The sequence below is a fragment of the Vibrio sp. 1-2 (7-a) genome (genome assembly GCF_013048515.1).
Taxonomy (GTDB): Bacteria; Pseudomonadota; Gammaproteobacteria; order Enterobacterales; family Vibrionaceae; genus Vibrio; species Vibrio diabolicus.
Genome location: NZ_VHSQ01000006.1, coordinates 1 through 24898, shown reverse-complemented (window position 1 = coordinate 24898; position 24898 = coordinate 1). Strand labels below are relative to the sequence as shown.

Annotated in this window: 22 protein-coding genes; 3 read left to right on the top strand and 19 right to left on the bottom strand. The window is 45.6% G+C overall.

Features of this window, described 5'->3' with window-relative positions; translation table 11 throughout:
* Window positions 1-34: 34 nt before the first annotated feature.
* Together FKN08_RS15940 and FKN08_RS15935 are read right to left on the bottom strand one after the other, a co-directional pair.
* Entirely contained in the window at window positions 35-1555 is a 1521-nt protein-coding gene (locus FKN08_RS15940) for a winged helix-turn-helix domain-containing protein (protein ID WP_170892514.1), read from the bottom strand.
* Window positions 1556-1645: 90 nt separating this feature from the next.
* On the bottom strand, window positions 1646-2248 hold the full coding sequence (locus tag FKN08_RS15935) for a YitT family protein (RefSeq protein WP_031780204.1): 603 nt from the start codon (window positions 2246-2248) through the stop codon (window positions 1646-1648).
* 347 nt (window positions 2249-2595) lie between these two features.
* On the opposite strand from FKN08_RS15935, the gene glyA reads away from it, so the two are divergent.
* Entirely contained in the window at window positions 2596-3846 is a 1251-nt protein-coding gene (glyA, locus tag FKN08_RS15930; RefSeq protein ID WP_170892513.1) for a serine hydroxymethyltransferase, read from the top strand.
* Window positions 3847-4294: 448 nt separating this feature from the next.
* On the opposite strand, the gene lipA is transcribed toward glyA, so the two are convergent.
* The 12 genes from lipA to leuS form a co-directional block, all read right to left on the bottom strand.
* Entirely contained in the window at window positions 4295-5260 is a 966-nt protein-coding gene (gene lipA, locus FKN08_RS15925; protein WP_005384139.1) for a lipoyl synthase, read from the bottom strand.
* The gene (lipB, locus tag FKN08_RS15920; RefSeq protein WP_005391320.1) at window positions 5257-5919 is read right to left on the bottom strand and encodes a lipoyl(octanoyl) transferase LipB; all 663 of its coding nucleotides are present in this window, start codon (window positions 5917-5919) and stop codon (window positions 5257-5259) included. The genes lipA and lipB overlap by 4 nt, the downstream gene beginning before the upstream one ends.
* Before the next feature lie 176 nt (window positions 5920-6095).
* Complete coding sequence (gene ybeD / locus FKN08_RS15915; RefSeq protein ID WP_005384135.1) at window positions 6096-6374, bottom strand: DUF493 family protein YbeD; 279 nt, start codon at window positions 6372-6374, stop codon at window positions 6096-6098.
* Window positions 6375-6513: 139 nt separating this feature from the next.
* Entirely contained in the window at window positions 6514-7692 is a 1179-nt protein-coding gene (locus FKN08_RS15910) for a serine hydrolase (protein WP_012842069.1), read from the bottom strand.
* A 90-nt stretch (window positions 7693-7782) separates the two neighbouring features.
* Window positions 7783-8586, bottom strand: a complete 804-nt coding sequence (locus FKN08_RS15905; protein ID WP_170892512.1) for a septal ring lytic transglycosylase RlpA family protein — start codon at window positions 8584-8586, stop codon at window positions 7783-7785.
* Between the two features lie 2 nt (window positions 8587-8588).
* The gene (gene rodA, locus FKN08_RS15900) at window positions 8589-9710 is read right to left on the bottom strand and encodes a rod shape-determining protein RodA (protein WP_005391317.1); all 1122 of its coding nucleotides are present in this window, start codon (window positions 9708-9710) and stop codon (window positions 8589-8591) included.
* Window positions 9710-11626 carry a penicillin-binding protein 2 gene (gene mrdA / locus FKN08_RS15895; protein ID WP_005391316.1) on the bottom strand — a complete coding sequence of 639 codons (1917 nt, stop codon included), beginning with the start codon at window positions 11624-11626 and terminating at the stop codon, window positions 9710-9712. Before mrdA ends, rodA begins: the two co-directional genes overlap by 1 nt.
* Window positions 11627-11655: 29 nt before the next feature.
* The gene (gene rlmH, locus FKN08_RS15890; protein ID WP_017821762.1) at window positions 11656-12126 is read right to left on the bottom strand and encodes a 23S rRNA (pseudouridine(1915)-N(3))-methyltransferase RlmH; all 471 of its coding nucleotides are present in this window, start codon (window positions 12124-12126) and stop codon (window positions 11656-11658) included.
* A 4-nt stretch (window positions 12127-12130) separates the two neighbouring features.
* Window positions 12131-12448 (bottom strand): ribosome silencing factor, encoded by a 318-nt coding sequence (gene rsfS / locus FKN08_RS15885; protein ID WP_005373015.1) that lies wholly within the window; start codon window positions 12446-12448, stop codon window positions 12131-12133.
* 88 nt (window positions 12449-12536) lie between these two features.
* Complete coding sequence (gene holA, locus FKN08_RS15880; RefSeq protein WP_124008591.1) at window positions 12537-13556, bottom strand: DNA polymerase III subunit delta; 1020 nt, start codon at window positions 13554-13556, stop codon at window positions 12537-12539.
* A gap of 5 nt (window positions 13557-13561) precedes the next feature.
* Window positions 13562-14101: an LPS assembly lipoprotein LptE gene (gene lptE / locus FKN08_RS15875; protein WP_005373019.1), complete on the bottom strand. Its 540-nt coding sequence runs from the start codon at window positions 14099-14101 to the stop codon at window positions 13562-13564.
* Between the two features lie 152 nt (window positions 14102-14253).
* Window positions 14254-16827 carry a leucine--tRNA ligase gene (leuS, locus tag FKN08_RS15870; protein WP_170892511.1) on the bottom strand — a complete coding sequence of 858 codons (2574 nt, stop codon included), beginning with the start codon at window positions 16825-16827 and terminating at the stop codon, window positions 14254-14256.
* A 153-nt stretch (window positions 16828-16980) separates the two neighbouring features.
* Between leuS and FKN08_RS15865 the strand changes: the two genes are divergently transcribed.
* Window positions 16981-17451 (top strand): zinc ribbon-containing protein, encoded by a 471-nt coding sequence (locus FKN08_RS15865; RefSeq protein WP_005373024.1) that lies wholly within the window; start codon window positions 16981-16983, stop codon window positions 17449-17451.
* A 229-nt stretch (window positions 17452-17680) separates the two neighbouring features.
* On the opposite strand, the gene lnt is transcribed toward FKN08_RS15865, so the two are convergent.
* The 5 genes from lnt to miaB all read right to left on the bottom strand — a co-directional run bounded on the left by lnt (window position 17681) and on the right by miaB (window position 23317).
* Complete coding sequence (lnt, locus tag FKN08_RS15860) at window positions 17681-19216, bottom strand: apolipoprotein N-acyltransferase (protein ID WP_170892510.1); 1536 nt, start codon at window positions 19214-19216, stop codon at window positions 17681-17683.
* Between the two features lie 33 nt (window positions 19217-19249).
* A complete protein-coding gene (gene corC / locus FKN08_RS15855) occupies window positions 19250-20149 on the bottom strand; it encodes a CNNM family magnesium/cobalt transport protein CorC (protein ID WP_005384118.1) in 900 nt (299 codons plus the stop codon).
* A gap of 105 nt (window positions 20150-20254) precedes the next feature.
* Window positions 20255-20719, bottom strand: coding sequence for an rRNA maturation RNase YbeY (gene ybeY, locus FKN08_RS15850; protein WP_005391311.1), 465 nt, complete (start codon window positions 20717-20719; stop codon window positions 20255-20257).
* 2 nt (window positions 20720-20721) lie between these two features.
* Window positions 20722-21819, bottom strand: a complete 1098-nt coding sequence (locus FKN08_RS15845; protein WP_005373033.1) for a PhoH family protein — start codon at window positions 21817-21819, stop codon at window positions 20722-20724.
* 73 nt (window positions 21820-21892) lie between these two features.
* Window positions 21893-23317 (bottom strand): tRNA (N6-isopentenyl adenosine(37)-C2)-methylthiotransferase MiaB, encoded by a 1425-nt coding sequence (miaB, locus tag FKN08_RS15840; protein WP_005391310.1) that lies wholly within the window; start codon window positions 23315-23317, stop codon window positions 21893-21895.
* Between the two features lie 257 nt (window positions 23318-23574).
* Between miaB and FKN08_RS15835 the strand changes: the two genes are divergently transcribed.
* Window positions 23575-24753, top strand: coding sequence for a 2-octaprenyl-3-methyl-6-methoxy-1,4-benzoquinol hydroxylase (locus tag FKN08_RS15835; RefSeq protein ID WP_047010137.1), 1179 nt, complete (start codon window positions 23575-23577; stop codon window positions 24751-24753).
* Window positions 24754-24898: the final 145 nt, after the last annotated feature.

The following is a 24898-nucleotide window of genomic DNA, read 5'->3' as shown; positions in this document are numbered from 1 at the left end:
GCTAATAGGGCTTAACGAAAGCTTAATTTTATATTTAGGTCTTTGTTTTATTTGGGCTTATTTCGTTAGCTACGTTGGTGCAATACTCGTTGATGAGCGCTTTCCATCGGCTGATAATTTCTTGAACGGTCAAACTGACATGCAACGTTTTCCATGGTTGAAGGCAAGTTTCTTTCGATTCAGATTGAGAAAGACGTTCAAACAATGTCTCGGAAGGTAAAACGCGCAGCAGTGCCACCAGTGATTCCATGTAGTTGAGACGGAACTGTTCGAGTTTGTTTTGTTTATAAGCGATGTGAGACACAAACGTATAAATCAGCGCGTTTTGAATACGTGAGTCGCCATCTGGAGTGGTTAGCAGAACTTTTGCTCGGTCTAGGTTACCTAGTTTGAAATGCAATACGCCCAACCAGAGGCTTAGCTCATCTGGCAAAACATCGAACGACGACTGCACTTGCGTCAAATACGCTTCCAGCTTTTGAGGTTCTTGCTCGTACAAAGCGAGATGCCTTGCGGTTGTGATCGCTGCAAACTCATCAGCTTGTTGGAGAGGTTGGTTAGAAAAGACATTCTCAAACAGCATTTTTTGGTGAACGTCTGACAGCTGCCATGTGCTTGCCGAAGGTGCAGGCAAGTTGAAGTATTGCGCGACATCTGAGTGAATTTGGAAGATATCCGATTGTAGGTCGGATAAGCGCAGTGTGTATTCGTTGCGAAACGCCAGTTTCCCTGTCGCAGGATAAATAAGGTTCATCTGAGCTTTCAAGGTGCCTTGCTCTGCGCCGTCTTTTAACTCTATGTTGAGTTCGTAATCACTGGTCTGCATGTTTCGCGCGCCAGGGAAATACGGCGTATGACCGATAGGATCAAGAAAGTAACTGGGAGCGTCTTGGTTGGCGATGTCGGTGTATGGATATTCGACCTGTTGTTGCAGCAAGATGGCTTTGACCAGTATGCGATATTTTCTTGCTTGGGAGCCAATCGCATCGACACGGTTGAGCAGCAACTCGACTTTGGGGATAAGTAACTGATGACGCGTTTGCTGCGTTGAAATCTCTTGGCGTTGCCATAACAAGCTTGCGAGCGTCACGCTACAAACCACAAGTACGGCACATAAGCTATAAGCCAAAATCAGCTTGATGTTCTTACGGTTCTCAACTTGAGCTGTAATAGCACGTCGATGGTTTTTCGCTGGTGGCACTAAACGGATATTCGCAGGGTTTAGAAAGTAACCTTTGCGAGGGTAGGTGACCAAGAGCTTAGTCGCATCGTACTCGGGGAGATGCTGTTGTAGCAGCGCACGTAAGGTGCTAATGCGGTTAGTGAGTACATTCTTAGAGATGAATTTGCTCTGCCAAATGGTTTCGATAATGGTATCGGCAGAGAGCGGATGTCCCACGCTTGTTAGCAGCAGCTCTAATAACTCAATGGTACGAGGTTCGAGATCAATCGCGACAGTGTCTTGATGAAGAGTTTGTGTCTTCGGATTATAGACCAACTCGCCAATCGCAATACAACTGTGAGTTTGTTTGGCTTGTTGCAAAAAATCGCGCATACCGCACCGCGTTATTTGGAAATGGCGAAATATTATATAGCGATTGGAGCGCGAAATCTTATAAATTGCGCTCCAATTATCATCAAAAGTTTATGAACCGTAGGTCACGGAATAGCGATGAGGCTTATGGTTCATCGCTAACACGACATTCAGTGCAAACGCGCCCAAAATCGAAAGACCAATTACTTCTGGAGTGACAAAGAAGAATGACGCAAACAGGATGCACGCATCGATTGCCATTTGGCTTTTGCCAACTGAAATGCCAAATTTGTCCTGAATAAATAAACACAGCACGTTAAAGCCACCTAAGCTGGAGCGATGTCGGAACAAGATCAGCATACCGAGTCCCATTAAAAGCCCACCTGCGACGGCACAATAAACTTCATTTACCGATTCGAGCGAGATTAGCAAATAAAGATGATCGGCAAAGATAGAAACCAAAGCGCCAGAAATGGCACTATTAATGGCGAAATGACGGCCGAAGCGTTTCCATGCTAGCAAGTAAAAGGGACTGTTTGCTAAAAAGTACAGCACACCAAACGTAAAAGGTGTAAATTGGCTAATAAGCAGAGCCAATCCTGTCGTCCCCCCTGTTAGGAGGTTTGCGGATTGGAGAAAGAAAACGCCTTGAGCTACCAAAAAAGTACCCGTGAGAATCGCTATCCAGTCTTCTTTTAATGAGTGTTTTTCCATCAATGTTGCAGTCATTAGTGATAAATAAGGCGTGCATAGTAATAAAAAGATGATCTTTTCGGTAGCTAGAGGGTAAAATTTACGGTAAACCTATGTAATTGCTGTTTTACAGGGTGTAAAGCACAAAATTGACAGGCAATAGATCGTCGTTATGCAATTGCAATGCGGGCGTGATACAGATTGCTTGCCATCATGAAAAAACTGCATGAGAAAAATTGTAAATTTCTCTTTATGACCCAGATCAAATTATGTAGAATGCGCGCCATTAGGGTGACGAAAACGTTTGCGTAGGGTCATTCAACAGTTTTTTTGCAACTTTCAGTACTAATCTGAGTCAGGAGATACAGATGCTTAAGCGTGATATGAACATCGCAGATTACGATGCGGAACTGTTCGCAGCTATCCAGGAAGAAACTCTTCGCCAGGAAGAACACATTGAACTTATCGCTTCTGAAAACTACACAAGCCCACGTGTAATGGAAGCGCAAGGTTCTCAGCTAACGAACAAATACGCTGAAGGCTACCCAGGCAAGCGTTACTACGGCGGTTGTGAGTACGTAGATAAAGCGGAACAACTTGCTATCGACCGTGCATGCAAACTGTTCGGTTGTGAATACGCGAACGTACAGCCTCACTCAGGTTCTCAAGCAAACAGCGCGGTTTACATGGCGCTTCTTAACCCAGGCGATACAGTTCTAGGCATGAGCCTAGCGCACGGTGGTCACCTGACTCACGGTTCTCCAGTTAACTTCTCTGGTAAGCACTACAACGTTATCCCTTACGGTATCGATGAAGCGGGTCAAATTAACTACGATGAGATGGAACAGCTAGCGCTTGAGCACAAGCCTAAGATGATCATCGGTGGTTTCTCTGCTTACTCGCAAATCGTTGATTGGAAGCGCATGCGTGAAATCGCGGACAAAGTAGATGCTTACCTTTTCGTTGATATGGCGCACGTAGCGGGTCTTATCGCAGCAGGCGAATACCCAACACCTGTTCCACACGCTCACGTGGTAACAACAACGACGCACAAAACACTAGCAGGTCCTCGCGGTGGTCTTATCTTGTCAAATGCTGGCGAAGATATGTACAAGAAATTGAACTCAGCAGTGTTCCCTGGTGGTCAAGGTGGCCCTCTAATGCACGTTATCGCTGGTAAAGCCGTAGCGTTCAAAGAAGCGATGGAGCCAGAGTTCAAAGCTTACCAAGCTCGCGTAGTGAAAAACGCAAAAGCAATGGTTGATCAATTCCAAGAGCGTGGCTACAAAATCGTATCTAACGGCACAGAAAACCACTTGTTCCTTGTAGACTTGATCGACAAAGACATCACTGGTAAAGACGCGGACGCGGCACTAGGTGCAGCAAACATCACAGTGAACAAAAACTCGGTACCAAATGACCCACGCAGCCCATTCGTAACGTCTGGTATCCGTGTAGGTACGCCAGCGATCACTCGCCGTGGCTTCACTGAAGAAGATGCAAAAGAGCTAGCAAACTGGATGTGTGACGTTCTAGATAACATCGGTAACGAAGAAGTTATCGAAGCGACTAAACAGAAAGTGCTCGAAATTTGTAAGCGTCTACCGGTTTACGCCTAACTGTTCTTCATAGAATGAGTCGATTTCGGTGTCGAACATACTCATTTGCTCGCGCAAACTCCGTGTGTTCTCCTAGAACTCGACTCGTCTATTTTGAACATTGATATACTAAAGGTCCTCAATTGAGGGCCTTTTTGTTTGTCTGGCGTTTGGAATGAGATATAGCGAAGAGTGTGTGATAAGGAGATGGCTACCAACACTTGTCCCTTTCAATATATCCAAACCGCGTCATTCCGACGAGCCTAGGCGAGATCAGGAATCTTGTTGAGGCACACTCTTTTACTCAGCGTTTCCCAAAAAATCATCAGTACGTTGGAAACTGATTCTCAATCACGCTCGTTCCTCGCTGTTCAGAATGACGGAGGTAGAATGGCTTTTTATCACCATTTGATTGATACAAAAAAGGTTGGCACTGAGCCAACCTTTTCTCTTCAAAATAAGCGAGTGCTTATTTAATCTCGATGCCTTGAGCCTGCATATCGGCATGGTAAGAAGAGCGAACAAATGGACCACACGCTGCGTGCGTGAAGCCAAGCTCTAGTGCAACTTCTTTTAGCTCGTCAAACTCTGATGGCGGAACGTAACGCTCTACTGGCAAGTGGTGACGGCTTGGCGCTAAGTACTGACCTAGAGTCAGCATCGTTACGCCGTGTGCGCGTAGATCTTTCAGTACTTCGATGATTTCTTCTTTGGTTTCACCAAGACCCATCATCAAACCAGATTTGGTCGGTACATTTGGATGCTGCTCTTTGAACTTCTTAAGAAGCTCCAGCGACCACTTGTAGTTTGCACCTGGGCGAGCTTTACGGTAAAGACGTGGCGCTGTTTCTAGGTTGTGGTTGAAGACATCTGGCGGGTTATCTTTCATTAGATCAAGCGCTACGTCCATACGACCACGGAAGTCAGGAACCAGAGTTTCAATCTTAATATGCGGGTTCAACGCACGGATCTCGCGGTTACAGTCGGCAAAGTGCTGTGCACCACCATCACGCAGATCGTCACGGTCTACAGAAGTGATTACTACGTATTTCAGCTTCATATCGGCGATGGTTTTCGCCAGTTTTTGAGGCTCTTCTGCTTCCGGTGGTAATGGGCGGCCATGAGCAACGTCACAGAAAGGACAACGACGAGTACAAATGGCACCTAGGATCATGAAGGTAGCTGTACCGTGGTTAAAACATTCCGCTAGGTTAGGGCAAGATGCTTCTTCACATACGGAGTGAAGTTTATTCTTGCGCATCGCCGCCTTGATGTCTTGAATTCGTTGGCTGTCGGCTGGTAGCTTGATCTTCATCCAATCAGGCTTACGTAGCACTTCTTTCTGCTCTGTAGGCATGTTCTTTACGGGAATCAATGCCATTTTATCGGCGTCACGATATTTAACGCCTTTTTCCATCTGGATTGGTTTGCTCATGCTTTATTACCTTGAGAAGGTGCTTCTGTGCTGAATTCTACTTGCTCATAGTCGAGCAAAGTAACGAGTTCTTCTATTAATTGTTTTTCTACGGCTTCTACATTGTCTGGGCCGCCGAATTGGCTGACCTGAACCATTTCCATACCTTCATAACCACAAGGGTTAATACGCAGAAACGGTGTTAAATCCATATTTACGTTCAAGGCTAAGCCATGAAACGAGCATCCTTTACGAATGCGTAAACCGAGAGAGCATATTTTTTTACCGTCAACGTAAACGCCTGGTGCGTCAGGTCGCGCGGCCGAATCGATATTGTATGCTTTTAGCGTGTTGATCACGAGGTTCTCGATAGTGGTAACGAGATCTCGTACACCTAATTTTTTGCGGCGTAAGTTGATCAAGAAATAGGCGACCAACTGACCAGGGCCATGATACGTAACCTGGCCTCCGCGATCACTTTGTACAACAGGAATGTCACCAGTGTTAATAAGGTGCTCAGCTTTACCTGCCTGACCTTGCGTAAATACTGGATTATGTTCTACCAACCAGACTTCATCAGGGGTTTCTTCTGTGCGTTGGTCGGTGAACTCATGCATCGCCTTCCATACAGGCTCATAGTCTTGGCGGCCAAGTCGTTTTACAACAAGTTGGTGTTGCATGGGAATTCCTGTTGCTAATATATAAAGTTTTTGGATTATAAACCGGATAACCCTGATGCTCTACCGCTGAGTAACAGATTTTTAACTGAAAGCGATGTAAAGTTTTGTTATCTGATTGATAAATAAAAAGAAAGCAGCCGAAGCTGCTTTCAAAAAAAATTTAATCTATCAAAAAATTATAGAACCATGCGCACGATGTCAATTTCACCTAACTCTTTGTATAGCGTCTCAACTTGCTCGATAGACGTCGCAGTGATGTTGATTGATACCGAGTGGTAGTTGCCCTTAGCACTTGGTTTAACGGTCGGGCTGTAGTCACCTGGAGCATGGCGCTGAATAACTTCAAGAACAAGCTCTGGAAGTTCAGGCTTTGCATGACCCATTACCTTGTAAGTAAATGAACAAGGGAACTCAAGCAGGTCTTTTAATTTTGCATCAGAGTTGATGGTTAGCATATCGATAACTCCAGTAGATATTCGTTGCGGTGCGAAATAGTACAGTCAAATTAGGGGGAACTCAAGACGAGGATCTCAAACTTAAAAAGCCGCCCTTTCAGGCGGCTTTGCGAATAAGTTTGCTACTCTAACGTTCTTCTTAGAAGAAGCTCTTGAATAACAATACGATGTAATCCCACATGCGGCTAAATAGACTACCTTGCTCTACGGTTTCTAGTGCCATTAGTGGGTATTCGGCAATATCTTCACCATCGATCTGATAGTATAGCTTACCAACTACATCACCTTTATTAATTGGGGCTTCTAGCTCTTTTTCAAGGACGAAGCTGGCTTTTAGGTTTTTCGCTTCACCACGTGGTAGTGTTACGTAAGTGTCTTGGTCAAGGCCCAACGCTACAGTGTCTTTGTTGCCCATCCACACTTTTTCTTCAACGAACGTTTCACCTGCTTTGTGCGGTGCTACTGTTTCGAAGAAACGGAAGCCGTAGCTTAGTAGCTTTTTGCTTTCTGACTTACGAGCATTGGCATCTTTCGTGCCCATTACGACCGCAACCAAACGCATTTGGCCTTCAGTCGCTGAACTTACTAGGCTGTAACCTGCATTGCTTGTGTGACCCGTTTTGATGCCGTCAACGTTCATGCTCTTATCCCAAAGTAGACCGTTACGGTTGTATTGGGTGATGCCGTTGTAAGTGAATTTCTTCTCTGAGTACACGCGGTACTCATTTGGTACGTCACGGATCAGGGCTTTACCTAGCAATGCCATGTCGTATGGTGTCGAGTACAGCTCGGCGTTATCTAAGCCATGAACGTTGGCAAAGTGTGAGTTCGTCATACCTAGTGTGTTGGCCCAAGCGTTCATTAGGTCAACAAACGCATCTTCTGAGCCTGCAATGTGTTCAGCCATTGCTACACAGGCATCGTTACCAGACTGGACGATGATACCGCGGTTTAGGTCACGTACTTTTACAGTTGTGCCCACTTCAATGAACATTTTTGATGATTCAGGGAAGTTTTTCGCCCATGCATTTTTACTGATGGTGACATCATCATCTTCTGAGATATTACCACGCGCTAGTTCTTGGCCGATTACGTAGCTTGTCATCATCTTAGTCAGACTGGCTGGAGACAACTTTGTGTTCATCTCTTTCTCTGCCAGTACTTTACCTGAATGGTAATCCATCAGTACGTAGCCCTTCGCCGCGATTTGAGGGGCATCTGGAACAACGATAGGTGATGCAAGAGCAGATTGAGCGAAAGTTGCAGAAAGGGCAACCGAAGAAACGAGAATAGATTTCACAAACTTATTTTTATTCATGGTAATTCAAATTTTTGGGTTAACTGCGGACATCTTATCAGAATCCCCAGCTATGTAAGAGGGGATCGAGGAGAAATTCATGACACTAGGTCATTTGGCAGTGTTGTGTTTTTTAATAAATGCAGACGAATAGCCGAGCAACTTTACTTTATCTAGAGTGGCTTGCGTCAGGGAATAGTCAGTAAATGGCCCTAACAACAAGCGATAAGACTCTTTCGCATTTTCTAGGAAAGTTTCTGTATCCAGTTTTTGACCAAGCTCTGTCCCTAAAGTTCGTGCGAGTTCTTCATTTTTTGATGATGCCACCTGAATAACGTACTTAGGGTGCGCTTCTAAAGATTTTTTATCCGTGGGCTGATTGATACTGATTACTTCAATTTCCACGTTAGCTGTACCTGTTTTTATCACATCTAACTTATGTGCTGCGGCATAGCTTAAATCGATAATACGGCCATCGTGAAACGGACCTCGGTCATTAACTCGTACTACGGTAGTTTTGCCGTTGTCAGTGTTGGTGACTTTTACGTAACTCGGTAACGGTAGCGTTTTATGAGCCGCTGTCATTGAGTACATGTCATAGATTTCGCCATTAGAAGTCAAATGACCTTGGAACTTCTTCCCATACCAAGATGCGCGGCCTTTTTCTTTAAAGCCTTTGGCATCGCGAACTATTTTGTAGTCTTTGCCACGCAAGTGGTAATCTTTGTTCCCACCTAGGCTGTACGGTTCATATTTAGGGTGCGCATCCTCGATGTGTTCGACTGAAAGCGGTGTATCCGGTGCAACATCGGATTCGAGTTCGTAACGGCCTTCTTGTTCTTTTTGGCTAGTTGATGAACAGCCTGCCAAAATAAGAGCAGAGAAAACCAAGGAATATAAAGCGCGTTTTTGCATGTCTAGGTCGCCTTAGAGAATGCTTTTCGGTGCGTATGAATTGACATCAGAATACCAAAGCCAGCCATCAAGGTTACCATTGATGTGCCGCCATAACTAATGAGTGGCAACGGTACACCTACTACAGGTAGGATGCCACTTACCATGCCAATATTTACAAAAATATACACGAAGAAGCTGAGTACAATACTGCCTGCCATCATTCGTCCAAATGCAGTTTGCGCTTGGCTGGCGAGGTATAAACCTCGTCCAATAATAAATAGATAGATGGCTAAAAGGCAAAGGAAGCCAATCATACCCCATTCTTCAGCAATTACTGCAAAGATAAAGTCAGTGTGTCGTTCAGGAAGAAATTCCAGTTGTGATTGAGTGCCTTGCAACCAACCTTTGCCTGAAATACCACCAGAGCCAATCGCGATTTTACTCTGAATAATGTGGTAGCCCGCACCAAGCGGATCTGACTCTGGGTTAAACAGAGTACGTACGCGAACTTTTTGGTATTCGCGCATCAAGAAGAACCACAAAATCGGAATGAAACCACCGAGTGCGATGGCGGCACCAGCGATGATTTTCCAACTAATGCCCGCGAGGAAGATAACAAAAATACCGGAAGCGGCGATTAGAATAGAGGTCCCTAAGTCAGGCTGTTTTGCAATGAGGATGGTTGGCAAGCAGACCATAATCAGTGCAACGATGAGTGTTTTTAGCGTTGGCGGAAGGGGTTGTCGACCTACATAGCGTGCCACCATTAATGGCACCGCGAGCTTCAATAACTCGGAAGGTTGAAAGCGCACAAAACCGAGGTTAAGCCAACGCTGTGCGCCTTTAGATGCTTCACCGAAAAACAGCACGCCAAAGAGCAGTATGACGCCGCCGACGAACATCAAAGGTGCCAGGCTCTCGTAGGTTCGTGGAGAAAGCTGCGCAAGAACGATCATCACAACGAGTGAAAGCACCATCCGCATAGCTTGGCGATCCATCATCAGTAAACTTTGGCCACTAGCGCTGTACATGATCACGAGGCCAAACCCCATCAGGGCCAATATGCCAAGTAGGAGTGGTAAGTCGATATGGAAGCGTTCAAACAGGGCGCGATTTTTACCTGTAGAGGGATCCATCTTCATTACTGTTTTACCTCTTTCTTCGCATTGTTTTCAGGCTCAATTTCTTCTGGGCCTAGAACGACTCGGTCAAAAATTTTCCTTACTACTGGGGCACCGTTGCTAGAACCACCGCCGGCGTTTTCTAGTACTACAGTGACGACCACTTTAGGATCATCAAATGGTGCAAAGCCAGTAAATAACGCATGGTCACGTAAGTGCTCGGCGATCTCATCGGCGTTGTACTCTTCGTTTTCACCCAGACCGAAGACTTGCGCAGTACCTGATTTACCCGCTGTTTGATAACTCATTTTGTAGAATGAGCGGCGAGCTGTTCCGCGCGTGCCATGGTTTACACGACGCATGCCTTCTTTCGCCATATCCCAGTACTTTTTCGGTACATTCTTGATTGGCGGGTAAGTCACGTATTCTGTTGTTTGTTGTTCTTCGAAGTCGTTGCCGTTCTCTATCGTCGCTTTGAGCAAGTGAGGTGCGATCACTTCTCCCTCATTTACTAATACGGAGGTCGCTTTGGCGATTTGCATTGGTGTTGCTGTCCAATAACCTTGGCCGATACCCACAGGGATCGTATCGCCTTTGTACCACGGGGTTTTATGGCGAGACATTTTCCAGTCACGAGTCGGCATATTCGCCTTACTTTCTTCGTAGATATCGATGCCAGTGTAATCACCAAAACCGAACATCATCATCCAATTCGAAATACGGTCAATACCCATGTCATAAGCGATTTGATAGTAGAAGGTATCAACAGACTCTTCGATCGACTTAATGATATCGACGCGTCCGTGTCCCCAACGCAACCAGTCACGGAATGGGCGAGTGTTGGAGTTTGGTATGCGCCAATAACCTGGATCATTTCGCGTAGTGTTCGGTGTGACGACACCTTCTTGTAGCGCGGCTACCGCCATAAATGGTTTGATGGTAGACGCGGGTGGATAAATGCCAAGTGTGGTTCGGTTGACCAAGGGACGGTTTTTATCGTTCAAAAGGGCGCGATAGTCTTTACCTGAGATTCCGTGCACGAACGAGTTAGGATCGTAGCTAGGACTTGAAACCATAGCCAGTACGCCGTTGTCTCTAGGATCGATCACTACAGCACTGCCTCGGCGGCCATCCAATAATTGGTGTACGTACAGCTGCAAGTTGATATCAAGGTTTAAAACGATGTCTTTTCCGGGTACAGGTGGAACGTACTTTAACGTACGAATCACGCGGCCGCGGCTGTTTACTTCGACTTCTTGATATCCGGCCGTACCGTGTAAGAGGTCTTCGTAGTATTTTTCGATACCCAGCTTACCAATGTCGCGAGTGGCTTGATAGTTTGCGTCTTTTTCTTCTCGGATCAGGCGCTGCATGTCGCGATCATTGATTCGAGAAACGTAACCAATCACGTGGGTTAAGACTTCGCTGAAAGGGTAGTAGCGCTTTAAGGTCGCACTTATTTCTACACCCGGAAAGCGGTACTGATTGACGGAGAATACAGCTACTTGTTTTTCGTTCAGTTGGGTAAGCAGTGGGACCGACTTAAATCGACGAGTCCGTTTACGCTCTTGGTGGAAACGTTCAATCTGATCTGGGGTAATTTCCAGAATGGTTTGTAGTTCTTGGATGGTTGCATCAATGTCTTTAATTTTTTCTGGAGTCAGTTCTAAGTTAAAGACGGGACGGTTCTCTGCCAGTAAAACACCATTTCGATCATAAATCAGACCTCGGTTAGGCGCGATAGGAACCACTTTGATACGGTTATCGTTCGAGCGGGTTTGATAATCTTGAAACTGGTTCACCTGAATGTTGTACATGTTGGCGACCAGAGCTCCCATCAAGAGAACAATGCCGATAAAAGCGACAATAGCGCGGCTGGCAAACAGACGCGCTTCGGCTTGATAATCTCGGATTTGACTGCGGCGCTTACGAATCATTAACGCTTGGCTCTAAAGTTAAACAACGATTATTCGCGGTGGTAAGGATGGTTCGCGGTGATGCTCCACGCTCGGTACAAGCTTTCAGCCATTACGATACGCACTAAAGGGTGGGGTAGCGTTAAGGCAGACAATGACCAGCTTTGGTCTGCTGCAGCTTTGCATGCGGGAGCGAGTCCTTCAGGACCGCCGATTAAGATTGATACATCACGGCCATCTAATTTCCAAGCTTCTAACTGCTCAGCAAGTTGAGGAGTGTCCCATTTTTTACCTGGGATATCTAACGTGACGATACGGTTGCCTTTTGGTACCGCAGCGAGCATCGCTTCACCTTCTTTTTGCAGGATACGAGCGATATCGGCATTTTTTCCACGTTTGCCAGCAGAGATTTCAATCAACTCCAATGGCATATCATGTGGGAAACGGCGACGATATTCTTGAAAGCCTTCCTCAACCCATTTTGGCATTTTTGTGCCAACAGCAATTAGTTGAATTTTCAAAAGATTAACCCCAGAGTTTTTCTAGCTGGTAGAGTTCGCGGTGCTCTTCTTGCATCACGTGAAGCATGGCGTCGCCCATATCTAGGACTACCCATTCACCTTCGTTTTCACCTTCCATTCCTAGTGGCTCAAGACCGGCTTTTTTCACTTCTGTTGCAACGTGGTCAGCGATGGATGAAACGTGGCGTTTGGATGTGCCAGTACAGATGATCATGTAATCTGTCACGCTTGATTTATCTTCCACATTTAGGACGATAATGTCTTCCGCTTTCATGTCGTCGGCTTTATCAGCTAAAAAGTCTTTCAGTTCTTCGCGAAGCACTCGGTTTTCCTCGGTTTGTCTCTTATCTCTACAGTGTTTTACATTATTGCTTGCAAAACAGGTCGCGCACTATATCACGCTTTGATTTTTAAATTGCCAGCTTAATATCAGGAGAGCAGGTTTCTAAGCTCAACTGATGAATAGTTGGCCATACAGACTCGTCATATTGAGTTTTGGCTTTTATCTCTGCTTGAGCCAACAAGGAGAGCAATGCACAAATACGACTCGCCGATAAGCGGGTCAGTGCTGCGTTATAGAGTGGACGCTTGTTTTGCCAAACTCGATATTTCTCAAATACCTGGTTCATTCCCATTTGAGTTAAGTCTTGATGCATATTTAAAAGTTGGCTCAACTCTTTTTGTACACTTCGAATCAAGATCACGGTCTCGACCCCTTCCGCCTCAAGTTGGCGAAGAATACGTTGTGCACGGTTTGCTTTACCTGCCAGTAAGGCGTCGATCCAGTTAAACGTAGTAAAGTGATTATGGCGACTTAAGGCTTCCTCTAAACGTATGATGGTCAGCTCACCATCCGGGTAGAGTAGGGCCAATTTCTCTAAGCTTTGTGACAATGCAAACAGGTTACCTTCATGCCATTGAGCCAACATTTGCAGTGATTGCTGATCGGGTTTTAGGCCCAACGCGCGGCAACGTGCCTGAATGAACATAGGTAAGCGTTGTAGATCTGGCGACAAACAGCTTACCCAGTCGCCTTTTGAGCTTAATGCTTTGAACCATTTCGCATTTTCTTGGGCTTTGGTCAGTTTGCTACCAACAATGACGAGCATGATGTCATCATGCAGCATATCACACAGTGTTTGCAGCTCTTTGCTGACGGCGGTTGTCACGCCACTCTCTGGAATTTCAAGCTCGATCAATTGACGGTTTGAGAACAGGCTCATCGCTTGGAAGCAATCGTAAACTTGATTCCAGTCGATGCTTGCGTCTACCGCAAAACGGTGTTTTTCCTCAAAACCTTGTTGAAACGCTGCCTTTTGGATTGCTTGGCGGCTCTCTTGAATCAGTAACGGCTCATTCCCAAAGATTAGGTAAACTTGTTTAACGTGTTTAGTTAAATGATCCGTTAATTTATCGGCATAAATTCGCATAGTGATTAAGAGTTTGTGTTCGCTGGCTCAGAGATTTGTCCTGCTTCATATTCGGCACGAATACGGCCCAACTGGCGCATCATCTGTTTTGCAGCTTGCAAGCGCATCTCGTCTTCAATTACGTCACGTTCAACAGATTTTGCAAGTGCCGTCAACGGGTTGTCTAGGTAGTTGCGGTTTACTGTTGTCGTAAAGTTTTTAGAGCCATAGCCAGGAATCGTCACACGGTATTTTACTACGTATGTCAGCTCTTTTTCTGCTGCACGGCTATTTTGATACAGAGACAGTGTACGCTCATCGATAGTCGCTTCCGTCAAATGAAGGTTGGGTACAGTCGATGATGGTTGAACAAGTTCAACTTTGTTCAGTTCGAGTTGAGAGCGAACATAGCGAGTTAATTCACTGTATTCATCGTAGCTGGAGAAAGACATAGTGTGCAGCTCTTCCGGTACGGAATACTCGCCGCGAAGGTGAAAACCACAGGCAGAAAGAAGCCCCGCTAATACCAATACCACTGGTAGTTTAATCAAAGAGAAAAAGCGCATTGATTGTATTCATCCTAAATTGAAGGGGTTATTTACCTTAAACCACTCATGTGAATGGTTTGAGGTAAATAAACAGGGTAGCGAACTACCCTGTTTAATGACTCTTGGTTAACAAATAAGTTCGCTAAACAGAGACAAATTGCAAGCTGTGATTAGTTTGCAACGATGTTCAGCAGTTTACCTGGAACGTAAATGACTTTACGAATAGTCAGGCCATCAGTGAACTTAACCACGTTTTCGTCGTTTAGACCAAGCTGTTCGATATCGTCTTTAGAGATATCCGCTGGGACTGTTAGCTTCGCACGTAGCTTACCGTTAACTTGAACAACGATAGTTTTTTCGTCTTCAACTAGCGCTTTTTCGTCAAACGTCGGCCATGCCGCGTTATCAATGTCTGTTTCACCTAGTGCTGCCCATAGCTCGTATGAGATATGCGGAGTGATAGGGTAAAGCATGACAACAATAGCTTTCAGTGCTTCGTCAAGGATTGCACGATCTTGCGCAGATTCTTGAGGCGCTTTCGCTAGTTTGTTCATCAGCTCCATGATCGCTGCGATCGCGGTGTTGAATGTTTGACGACGAGCGATATCGTCCGTCACTTTCGCGATGGTTTTGTGAACGTCACGGCGAAGTGCTTTTTGATCACCAGAAAGCGCGGCTGTATCTACTGCTTCTGCTGCGCCTTTCGCTGTGTGCTCTTTCACTAGTTTCCAAACACGTTTTAGGAAGCGGTTCGCACCTTCTACGCCAGACTCTTGCCATTCAAGTGTCATGTCCGCTGGAGACGCGAACATCATGAATAGACGTACTGTGTCAGCGCCGTACTTATCTACCATTTCTTGAGGGTCGATACCGTTGTTCTTAGACTTAGACATCTTGATCATGCCTGAGTGCGTTACATTGCGACCTTCAGTGTCTTTAGCAGAAGTAATGCGGCCTTTACCATCACGTTCAACGGCTACGTCTGTTGGAGCTACCCACTCTTTGCCGCCTTTCTCGTTCTCGAAGTAGAACGCATCAGCTAGTACCATGCCTTGACACAGTAGTTGCTTGAACGGTTCGTCAGACGTTACGTAGCCCGCGTCACGTAGCAACTTGTGGAAGAAGCGTGAGTACAGTAGGTGCATACAAGCGTGCTCGATACCGCCGATGTACTGGTCTACTGGTAGCCAGTAGTTTGCTTTTTCTGGATCTAGGATGTCGTCTGCTTGCGGTGAACAGTAACGCGCGTAGTACCAAGAAGATTCCATGAACGTATCGAACGTATCTGTCTCACGTAGAGCAGGTTCGCCGTTGAATGTGGTCTTCGCCCATTCTTTATCTGCTTTGATTGGGCTGGTTACGCCGTCCATTACCACGTCTTCTGGAAGAATCACTGGTAGTTGGTCAGCAGGTACTGGGTGAACTTCACCGTCTTCAGTCGTTACCATTGGGATTGGTGCGCCCCAGTAACGTTGACGAGATACACCCCAGTCGCGTAGACGGAAGTTTACAGTCTTAGTGCCTTTGCCCTCTGCTTCTAGCTTCGCTGCAATTGCATCGAACGCCGCTTGGAATTCTAGGCCATCGAATTCACCTGAATCGAACAGTACACCTTTCTCTGTGTATGCCGCTTCAGAGATGTCTAGCTCGCTGCCATCAGCAGGCTTGATAACTGGCACGATGTCTAGACCGTACTTCGTTGCGAACTCGTAGTCACGTTGGTCGTGCGCAGGTACAGCCATTACCGCGCCTGTACCGTAGTCCATCAGTACGAAGTTTGCTACGTATACTGGTACTTCGCGGCCGTTCAATGGATGAATCGCAGTAAGGCCAGTTGCCATACCTTTCTTCTCCATTGTCGCTAGCTCAGCTTCTGCAACCTTGTTGTTCTTACATTCGTCGATAAACGCTGCAAGCTCTGGATTGTTCTCTGCTGCAAGAGCTGCAAGAGGGTGGCCGGCTGCGATACCCACGTAAGTCACACCCATTAGCGTATCTGGACGTGTTGTGTAAACTTCTAGGTCTTGTTGACCCTTAACTTCAAACTTCAGTTCAACACCTTCAGAACGACCAATCCAGTTGCGCTGCATGGTTTTCACCATTTCAGGCCAACCTTCAAGCTTGTCTAAGTCGTCTAGTAGCTCTTGAGCGTACTCAGTGATTTTGATGAACCATTGAGGGATTTCTTTTTGCTCTACAGGCGTATCACAACGCCAGCAACAACCGTCTTCAACCTGCTCGTTTGCAAGAACAGTTTGGTCGTTAGGACACCAGTTAACAGAAGAAGTCTTTTTGTAAACTAAACCTTTCTCGTAAAGTTTAGTGAAGAACTCTTGTTCCCAGCGGTAGTACTCCGGTGTACATGTTGCGAATTCACGGTTCCAATCGTAACCAAAGCCTAGAAGCTTAAGTTGGTTCTTCATGTATTCGATGTTTTCGTAAGTCCAAGGTGCTGGCGCAGTTTTGTTTTTTACTGCTGCGTTTTCTGCAGGTAGACCGAATGCGTCCCAACCGATTGGTTGCATCACGTTTTTGCCTTGTAGGCGTTGGAAACGAGATACTACATCACCGATAGTGTAGTTGCGCACGTGACCCATGTGCAGTCGACCACTTGGGTATGGGAACATGGACAGACAGTAGAATTTTTCTTTATTTGGGTCTTCACTTACAACAAAGGTTTTGTTGTCATCCCAGTGCTTTTGAACTTTTTGTTCAATATCTTGTGGGTTGTATTGTTCTTGCATCGATGGTATCCGTTATCTTGGAATTTGTGAGTTCGGTTAGAACAGACTTAAATAGATCGTCATAGAATACCTAAAGCTAGGGATCACAACAATAGCCAATCTGTACCCATGCGCCCTTAAGTGACGCAGGTAGGAGAAAGATGGAGGTCAGTTATGCCTAAACGTAAAACAGGTTATGAGGAAATGCTCGAGGATGTGATTGAAACCTTGAAGCACAGTCCGGAAGAAGTTAACAAAGCGATAGAGACGTCGGGCAAAGTGGTGGATGCTGCTAATGACTTGACCAAAGATGAATTGGCTTTAATCAAAGCGTACCTTAAAGCAGACTTAAAAGAGTTTTCAGAGAGTTACGAGGACAGTAAAAGCGGCCCGTTTTACTTAACGATTGCGGACTCGATATGGCAAGGGCTGTTAGAGATTACAGACCGAACTAAAGTTGAGTGGGTTGAGTTGTTCGATGACTTAGAGCATCAAGGGCTATATGAAGCAGGAGAGGTGATAGGCTTAGGCACTTTAGTCTGTGATGAGTGTGGTCACAAGACAACGTATAACCACCCAACAGTAATCATTCCGTGTATTAAGTGTGGTCACAAAGGCTTTACTCGTCAGTCATTAAAGCCATAAATGGCGAGTAACGACTGTATAATGCAATGAATAAAAAAGAGGCTTAGTCGCCTCTTTTTTGTCTTTTCTACTTTCAAGCTGCTCTTAATACCAATCGTAGTAAATAACTGGTAATTCTAGCTTGTTAAAATACTCGATAACTGCGTTAAAAATTTTGATTGTAGAATAACTACTTATCGAAAATTTTTGCCTTGTTCTCAAGCATTTTTCCTACGCTATTTCTGAACACTTATTTACTGTGATTGGTATAACTCTGTTTTCTTCTTAAACCGAAAGCCAGCGCTAAACTTAACCCAACCCAAATATACAATGGCCAAGTACCAACGATTCGATATGGCGTTTTCCCATCGGTTGGGGTGAGCTCTGCGCGCAGTACTGCAGTTTCAAACTGCGGTACTTGCTCAACGATTTTACCCTTGTGATCGGTTACCGCTGTTAATCCGTTGTTAGTCGAGCGGATGAGCGGTTTACCTAATTCTAAGGCGCGCATACGGGCGATCTCCATATGCTGAAGAGGGCCGATAGAGTGACCAAACCATGCGTCGTTCGATAACGTTAGAATGAAGTCTGTTTCGTCAGTCACATTTTGACGCACTTGTTCATTAAAGATGATCTCATAGCAAAGCGCTGGTGCCATGTGCATGCCATTCGCAACGATGTTGGGCTGCACAAAAGCCCCACTGCTAAACGACGACATCGGCAAGTTAAAGAATGGCGCTAATGGGCGCAGAATATCCTCAAATGGCACAAACTCACCAAACGGTAATAGGTGATGCTTATGGTAGCGTTCGCTCAAGTCGAAACTGTAGTCACCGTATGGTGTGATGCCAAGGGACAGAATACTGTTGTAGAACTGTCGATCTTCAGCTTGGTTGACGACACCGGTAATGATTGCGCTGTTATTCATTTTTGCTGCGCTGTCGATATTGCTCAAAAATGAAGGCACTTCAATTTCAAAAGCAGGAATTGCAGCTTCTGGCCAGACGATAATATCAGCGTCCCAGTTTTCACGAGTTAAGTCAGCATATTTCATGATGGTTGGCCAGCGTTGACTTGGTAGCCACTTTAGGTTTTGGTCTACGTTACCTTGAATCAGTGCGAGCTTAGTCGTGTCTTCTGGTCGGGGTGTTACCCAATCGTAGTTGCGAATCCCAAAGCCAGTACTGAGTAGTACCGCAGGGATAATCACCATCAGCCACTGCTTATGAATCCATGCATAGGCTAACGCCCCTGCGCTGATAAGGATAAATAGAGTAAGCAGTTCTACGCCGCCAATTGGTGCAAAGCTTGCGAGTGGAGCATCTATCTGGCTATAGCCTAGCCATAACCAAGGGAAGCCGGTCATCACCCAACCACGTAACCAATCACTGATCAGCCATAAAGCAGGTGCAGCGAGAAGTGCTTTTGTGAGCGTAAATTGAGGAAACAGCTTGTTGTTGAGCCAAGCAAATAAGCCTGAATAAACAGCCAAGTAGGCAACAAGCAAGCCCATTAAAAATAAATTGGCAATGAGCGGCATACCGCCAAAACCGGAGATACTGACGTAAACCCAGCTAACGCCAGTTGCAAATTGACCTAACCCCCAAGCATAACCAATCCATAGTGCGCGTTTCGGAGTTTGGTTAGCAAGAAGAATCAGTAGAATTGCTGGGCTAAGAATGGCAATAGGCCACAGCTGGTAAGGAGCGAAAGCGAGTGTAGTAGAGGCGCCAACAAAAGCGGCCACTAAGGGCCGCTTAAGGCGATGAAAGAGTTCATTCATCATTGTAATTTTCTGAGATTCCCAATGGGTATCGCGTTACTCTTGAGTGGCTTCAACCAGGGTTTCTTCGTCTGGGATCGTCACTTGGAGTTGAATGACACGACGGTTATCGGCAGCGGTGACTTTGAAGTTGTAGCCTTCAATTTCAACCAGTTCACCACGAGAAGGTAAGTGACCAAAGGCAGTCATGACCATACCACCAACGGTATCTACTTCCTCATCGCTGAAGTTAGTTCCAAATGTCTCATTAAACTCTTCGATGGTTGTCAGCGCTCTGACAGCAAACGTATGCTTGCTAAGCTTACGAATGTCTGTCTCTTCGCTTTCATCGAATTCATCTTCGATATCCCCGACGATTTCTTCAAGGATATCTTCAATGGTCACAAGACCAGAAACACCACCGAATTCATCGACAACAATGGCCATATGATAACGTTCTTCACGGAACTCTTTCAGCAGTCGATCAACGCGTTTACTTTCCGGTACCACAACGGCTGGTCGAATAACTTCTTCGATATCAAATGGATTACTGCCTGAGCCTAAGTATTTAAGTAAGTCCTTCGCAAGAAGAATGCCTTCCACATGGTCTTTATCTTCGCTAATCACAGGGTAGCGAGAGTGTTGAGCATCGGTAATCAAGGCAACCAAGGTATCAAGGTCGTGAGTACGCTCAACCGTAACCATTTGCGAACGCGGGATCATAATGTCACGCACGCGCATTTCGGAGATTTCCATAACACCTTCAAGCATATCGCGGGTGTCATGGTCAATCAGGTCATTGACTTCAGAGTCACGGATAACATCCACAAGCTCTTGGCGATCTTTTGGTTCGCCCTGAAATAATTGACCTAGACGTTCAAAGAAGGACTTTCTACTCGGACCTTCTGCCTTTTCTTTCTTATCTTCGTTAGAAGAGGGAGAATTATCTTCGTTCATTGTTTCTCAATTAAGTAACGCTATCAGAAGTGTGATAGCACACATAGAGAGGCGAACACGAGAATCATTTTGGTGGTTCGCCTTTCCCTGCTGAATAGCCAATGGCTACTCTTTTTCAGCAATGTAAGGGTCTTCATAGCCCATACCTTGCATGATTTCGGTTTCGAGGGACTCCATCTCTTCGGCTTCATCATCCTCAATATGATCATAACCTAGCAGATGCAAGCTGCCATGTACAACCATATGCGCCCAATGTGCTAACAGAGGCTTGTTCTGTTCAATTGCCTCTTTTTCAACGACTTGGCGGCAAATAATTAAGTCGCCAAGTAAATCTATTTCCATACCTGGAGGGGCTTCAAATGGAAAAGACAACACATTGGTCGGTTTATCTTTGCCACGATACTCATGGTTGAGCGTATGACTTTCTTGTTCATCAACAATACGAATGGTGACTTCGGCTTGTGGCTGGAAGAGAGGAATTGTCTTATCTAGCCACAATTGGAAATCTTGCTGCGAAGGCAGACCTTCTTCATTTTCGACTGCCAGTTGCAGATCAAGTTCAATCGCCATGATTATTCCTTAGTGGAAGCAACTTGTGCATTCAGTTCGGCTTTTGCTGCTTCTAGTAACTTCGCATCGCGTTCTTCACGACGACGCTTCTCGAACTCTTTACGCTCTTTCTGGTCTTGTGCTTCCCACTTCTCATACGCGTTAACGATACGAGCAACCACTGGGTGACGTACAACGTCGTCTGCTAAGAAGAAGTTGAAGCTGATGTCGTCGACTTCGCTTAGTACTTCAATAGCATGACGAAGACCTGATTTTGCACCACGAGGTAAGTCGATTTGCGTGACGTCACCAGTGATAACTGCGCGAGAGTTAAAACCAATACGCGTTAGGAACATCTTCATCTGCTCAACCGTGGTGTTCTGACTCTCATCAAGAATGATGAAAGCGTCGTTTAGAGTACGACCACGCATGTAAGCAAGAGGGGCTACCTCAATCACGTTACGTTCAATCAGCTTCTCTACGCGCTCAAAGCCCAACATTTCAAATAGGGCATCGTATAGCGGACGTAGGTATGGGTCGACTTTCTGGCTTAAATCACCAGGTAGGAAGCCCAGTTTCTCACCGGCTTCAACCGCAGGGCGCGTCAATAGAATACGACGGATCTCTTGGCGCTCTAGTGCGTCAACTGCTGCTGCAACAGCAAGATAAGTTTTACCTGTACCAGCTGGGCCAATACCAAAAGAAATATCATGTGTGACCATATTAACCAAGTACTGCGCTTGGTTTGGCGTACGTGGTTTGATCACACCTTTCTTGGTTTTGACGAAGACTTCTTTACCATGCTCGATATTAGACTCAGTATTCTGCTCAAGAACACCAGACTCTTTAATCGCTAAATGGATCTGTTCAGGCTCAATGTCTGGGATCTCACCTCGTACAGGCGCGGTATCAACATACAGAGTTTTCAGGATATCCAGCGCAGCTGATGCGGTATGAGGTTTACCGACAATTGTAAAATGGTCACTACGGTGGTTAATTTCAACGCCTAGACGACGTTCTAAATGCTTGATGTTGTCATCGAATGGACCGCACAGGCTAGCAAGTCGGCGGTTGTCGGAAGGTTCTAGGTTAATTTCTAGAGTTACGATTTTATTACTCAATGTTGCCTCTCATTTTTTGCCACTTAGTGAGAGCCTGATAACGACCAGGCTCTCCATGGCTATTTATACGAGCTTACGGCGTAAAAGTAGCTACACCCAGCTCATCTTCGCGACGTGTTTTCGCCATCATCTGCGTTGGGGAAATCACACTACGAAGATCCATGTCTTTTTCAGTACGTACTAGCTCACCACGCAGTGAGTTCGCAAATACGTCTACGATCTTCACATCAACGAACTGACCAATTAGGTCTGCACTACCTTCAAAGTTTACTACACGGTTGTTTTCTGTACGAGCGCGCAGTTCCATTAGGTTTTTCTTCGAAGGACCTTCAACTAGAACACGTTGTTCTGTGCCAAGCATTAAGCGAGAGTAACGCATCGCTTGAGCATTGATAGTTTGCTGTAGTTCGTAAAGGCGCTCTTTCTTCACTTGTTCTGATACATCACAAGGATAATCCGCTGCTGGCGTACCTGGACGTGGAGAGAAGATGAAGCTGAAGCTCATGTCAAAGTCTACGTCTTTGATCAGCTTCATTGTGTCTTGGAAGTCTTTGTCTGTCTCACCAGGGAAACCAACAATAAAGTCTGAACTGATTTGAATATCAGGACGAGCTTTACGCAGTTTACGGATGATCGACTTGTACTCGATAGCGGTGTGAGGGCGTTTCATCATAGTTAGGATACGGTCACTACCACTTTGCACAGGTAAGTGCAGGAAGCTCACAAGCTCAGGCGTATCTTCGTAAACCGCAATGATGTCGTCAGTGAATTCTAGCGGGTGGCTCGTTGTGAAACGAATACGGTCGATACCATCGATAGACGCAACCAAACGAAGCAGTTCTGCAAATGAACAGATTTCACCGTCGTGTGTTGGACCGCGGTACGCGTTTACGTTTTGACCCAGTAGGTTTACTTCACGTACGCCTTGTTCAGCAAGCTGTGCGATTTCGAACAGCACATCATCCATTGGACGGCTTACTTCTTCACCACGAGTGTACGGTACGACACAGTAAGTACAGTACTTCGAGCAGCCTTCCATAATAGAAACGAATGCTGTCGCGCCTTCCGCACGAGGCTCTGGTAGGCGGTCGAACTTTTCGATCTCTGGGAACGAAATGTCCATAACTGGTGCGTCATCCGACTGAGATTGTTTGATCATCTCAGGTAGGCGGTGCAGAGTTTGTGGGCCAAAAATAACGTCGACGTATGGTGCACGTTCACGAATATGGTCACCTTCTTGCGTTGCTACACAACCACCTACACCGATAACTACGCCAGGTTTTTTATCTTTTAGTGTTTTCCAGCGACCAAGCTGGTGGAAAACTTTCTCTTGCGCTTTTTCACGGATCGAACAGGTGTTAAGTAGAAGTACGTCTGCTTCCTCTGGCTCTTCCGTCAGCTCGTAGCCGTTTGCAGCATTAAGCAGGTCGGCCATTTTTGATGAATCGTATTCGTTCATCTGGCAGCCCCAGGTTTTAATTAGCAGTTTCTTACTCATCTCACTTTCGCTCGTTCAGTTGTACTTAAATTGGAGAGCTATTGCTCAAATTATAGCCGCCATCACGGCGGTAAGCGGCGTATTGTACTGCTTTAAAAAGCACCTGACTAGTGATCTGGCTAATTCTCTGCAAAGCCTGATGAAATCTAGTTTTTCGCCCTATGCAGAACAAGGTTTTTTGTTAAACAATTTTGTAAAAATAGCCATGGAAAGTACAATAAAAAACGCCAATTAATCAGCACGATGAAGAGTAAAAAATGAACAAGTATGACATCGCCGTGATCGGTGGCGGTATGGTTGGGGCAGCCGTCGCTGTTGGATTTGCCAAGCAGGGCAGAAGCGTTGTCTTGGTTGAAGGTGCAAAACCCAAAGCTTTTGATGCCGCTCAGGCGATGGATATTCGCGTATCTGCGATTTCGCACCAGTCGGTGGAGTTACTTGATTCACTCGGCGCATGGTCAGAAATTAAAAGTATGCGAGTTTGCCCTTATCGGCGTTTAGAAACTTGGGAGCACCCGGAGTGCCGTACTCGTTTTCACTCTGATGAACTGTCATTGGAGCAGCTAGGTTATATCGTTGAAAACCGCCTAATCCAATTAGGTCTTTGGCAAGTCTTCTCTCAGTATGACAATCTAACCGTGATGTGTCCCGAGCGATTAAAAGATATTGAGTTTGCAGATGTAAACCTTGTGACACTAGAAAGTGGGGCGCAGTTTGAAGTTAACTGGGTAATTGGTGCTGATGGTGCAAACTCTAAAGTTCGTCAATTGGCTGGAATTGGTGTGACTGCGTGGGATTACCGACAACACTGCATGTTGATTAACGTGAAAACAGAATTGCCACAGCAAGATATCACTTGGCAACAATTTACTCCTTCAGGCCCGCGTTCATTTTTACCTTTGTGCTCTTTGACTAATGAAGACGGTCAAGAAGTAGGCCAAGGTTCGTTGGTTTGGTATGACTCGCCAAAACGCATTAAACAACTGTGTGCGATGGGTAAACCTCAACTAAGGGAAGAAATCTTACGTCATTTCCCTGCTGAATTGGGCGATATTGAAGTTTTACAGTTTGGCTCATTCCCACTCACTCGTCGTCATGCGCAAAGCTACTCAAGCAAAAATTGCGTGTTAGTGGGTGACTCTGCCCATACGATTAACCCGCTTGCAGGGCAAGGGGTAAACTTAGGCTTCAAAGATGTAGACGTTCTCCTTTCGGTAACAGAACACCAAGAACAGCTAGAAGATGCCTTACTCGCGAAATACGAACGTGCACGTCGACCTGACAACTTACTCATGCAGACTGGCATGGACTTTTTCTATAAAGGTTTTAGCAACGATCTTGGGCCATTGAAGTTTGTACGTAATGCTGCATTGAAGTTTGCTGAAAACTCAGGACCGATCAAGGCTCAAGTACTGAAATATGCGTTAGGTATGTAGTAAGTTACTCAATCCACAGTAAGCGTCTTTAAATCGACTCATTCAATCCTTTTAATAAACGTCGTAACCTTTAACTTTTATCGTTAAAGGTACTCGAAAATGTCTCAGCATAGATCTCAGCAAGAATGGCTACGCCTTGTTCAGA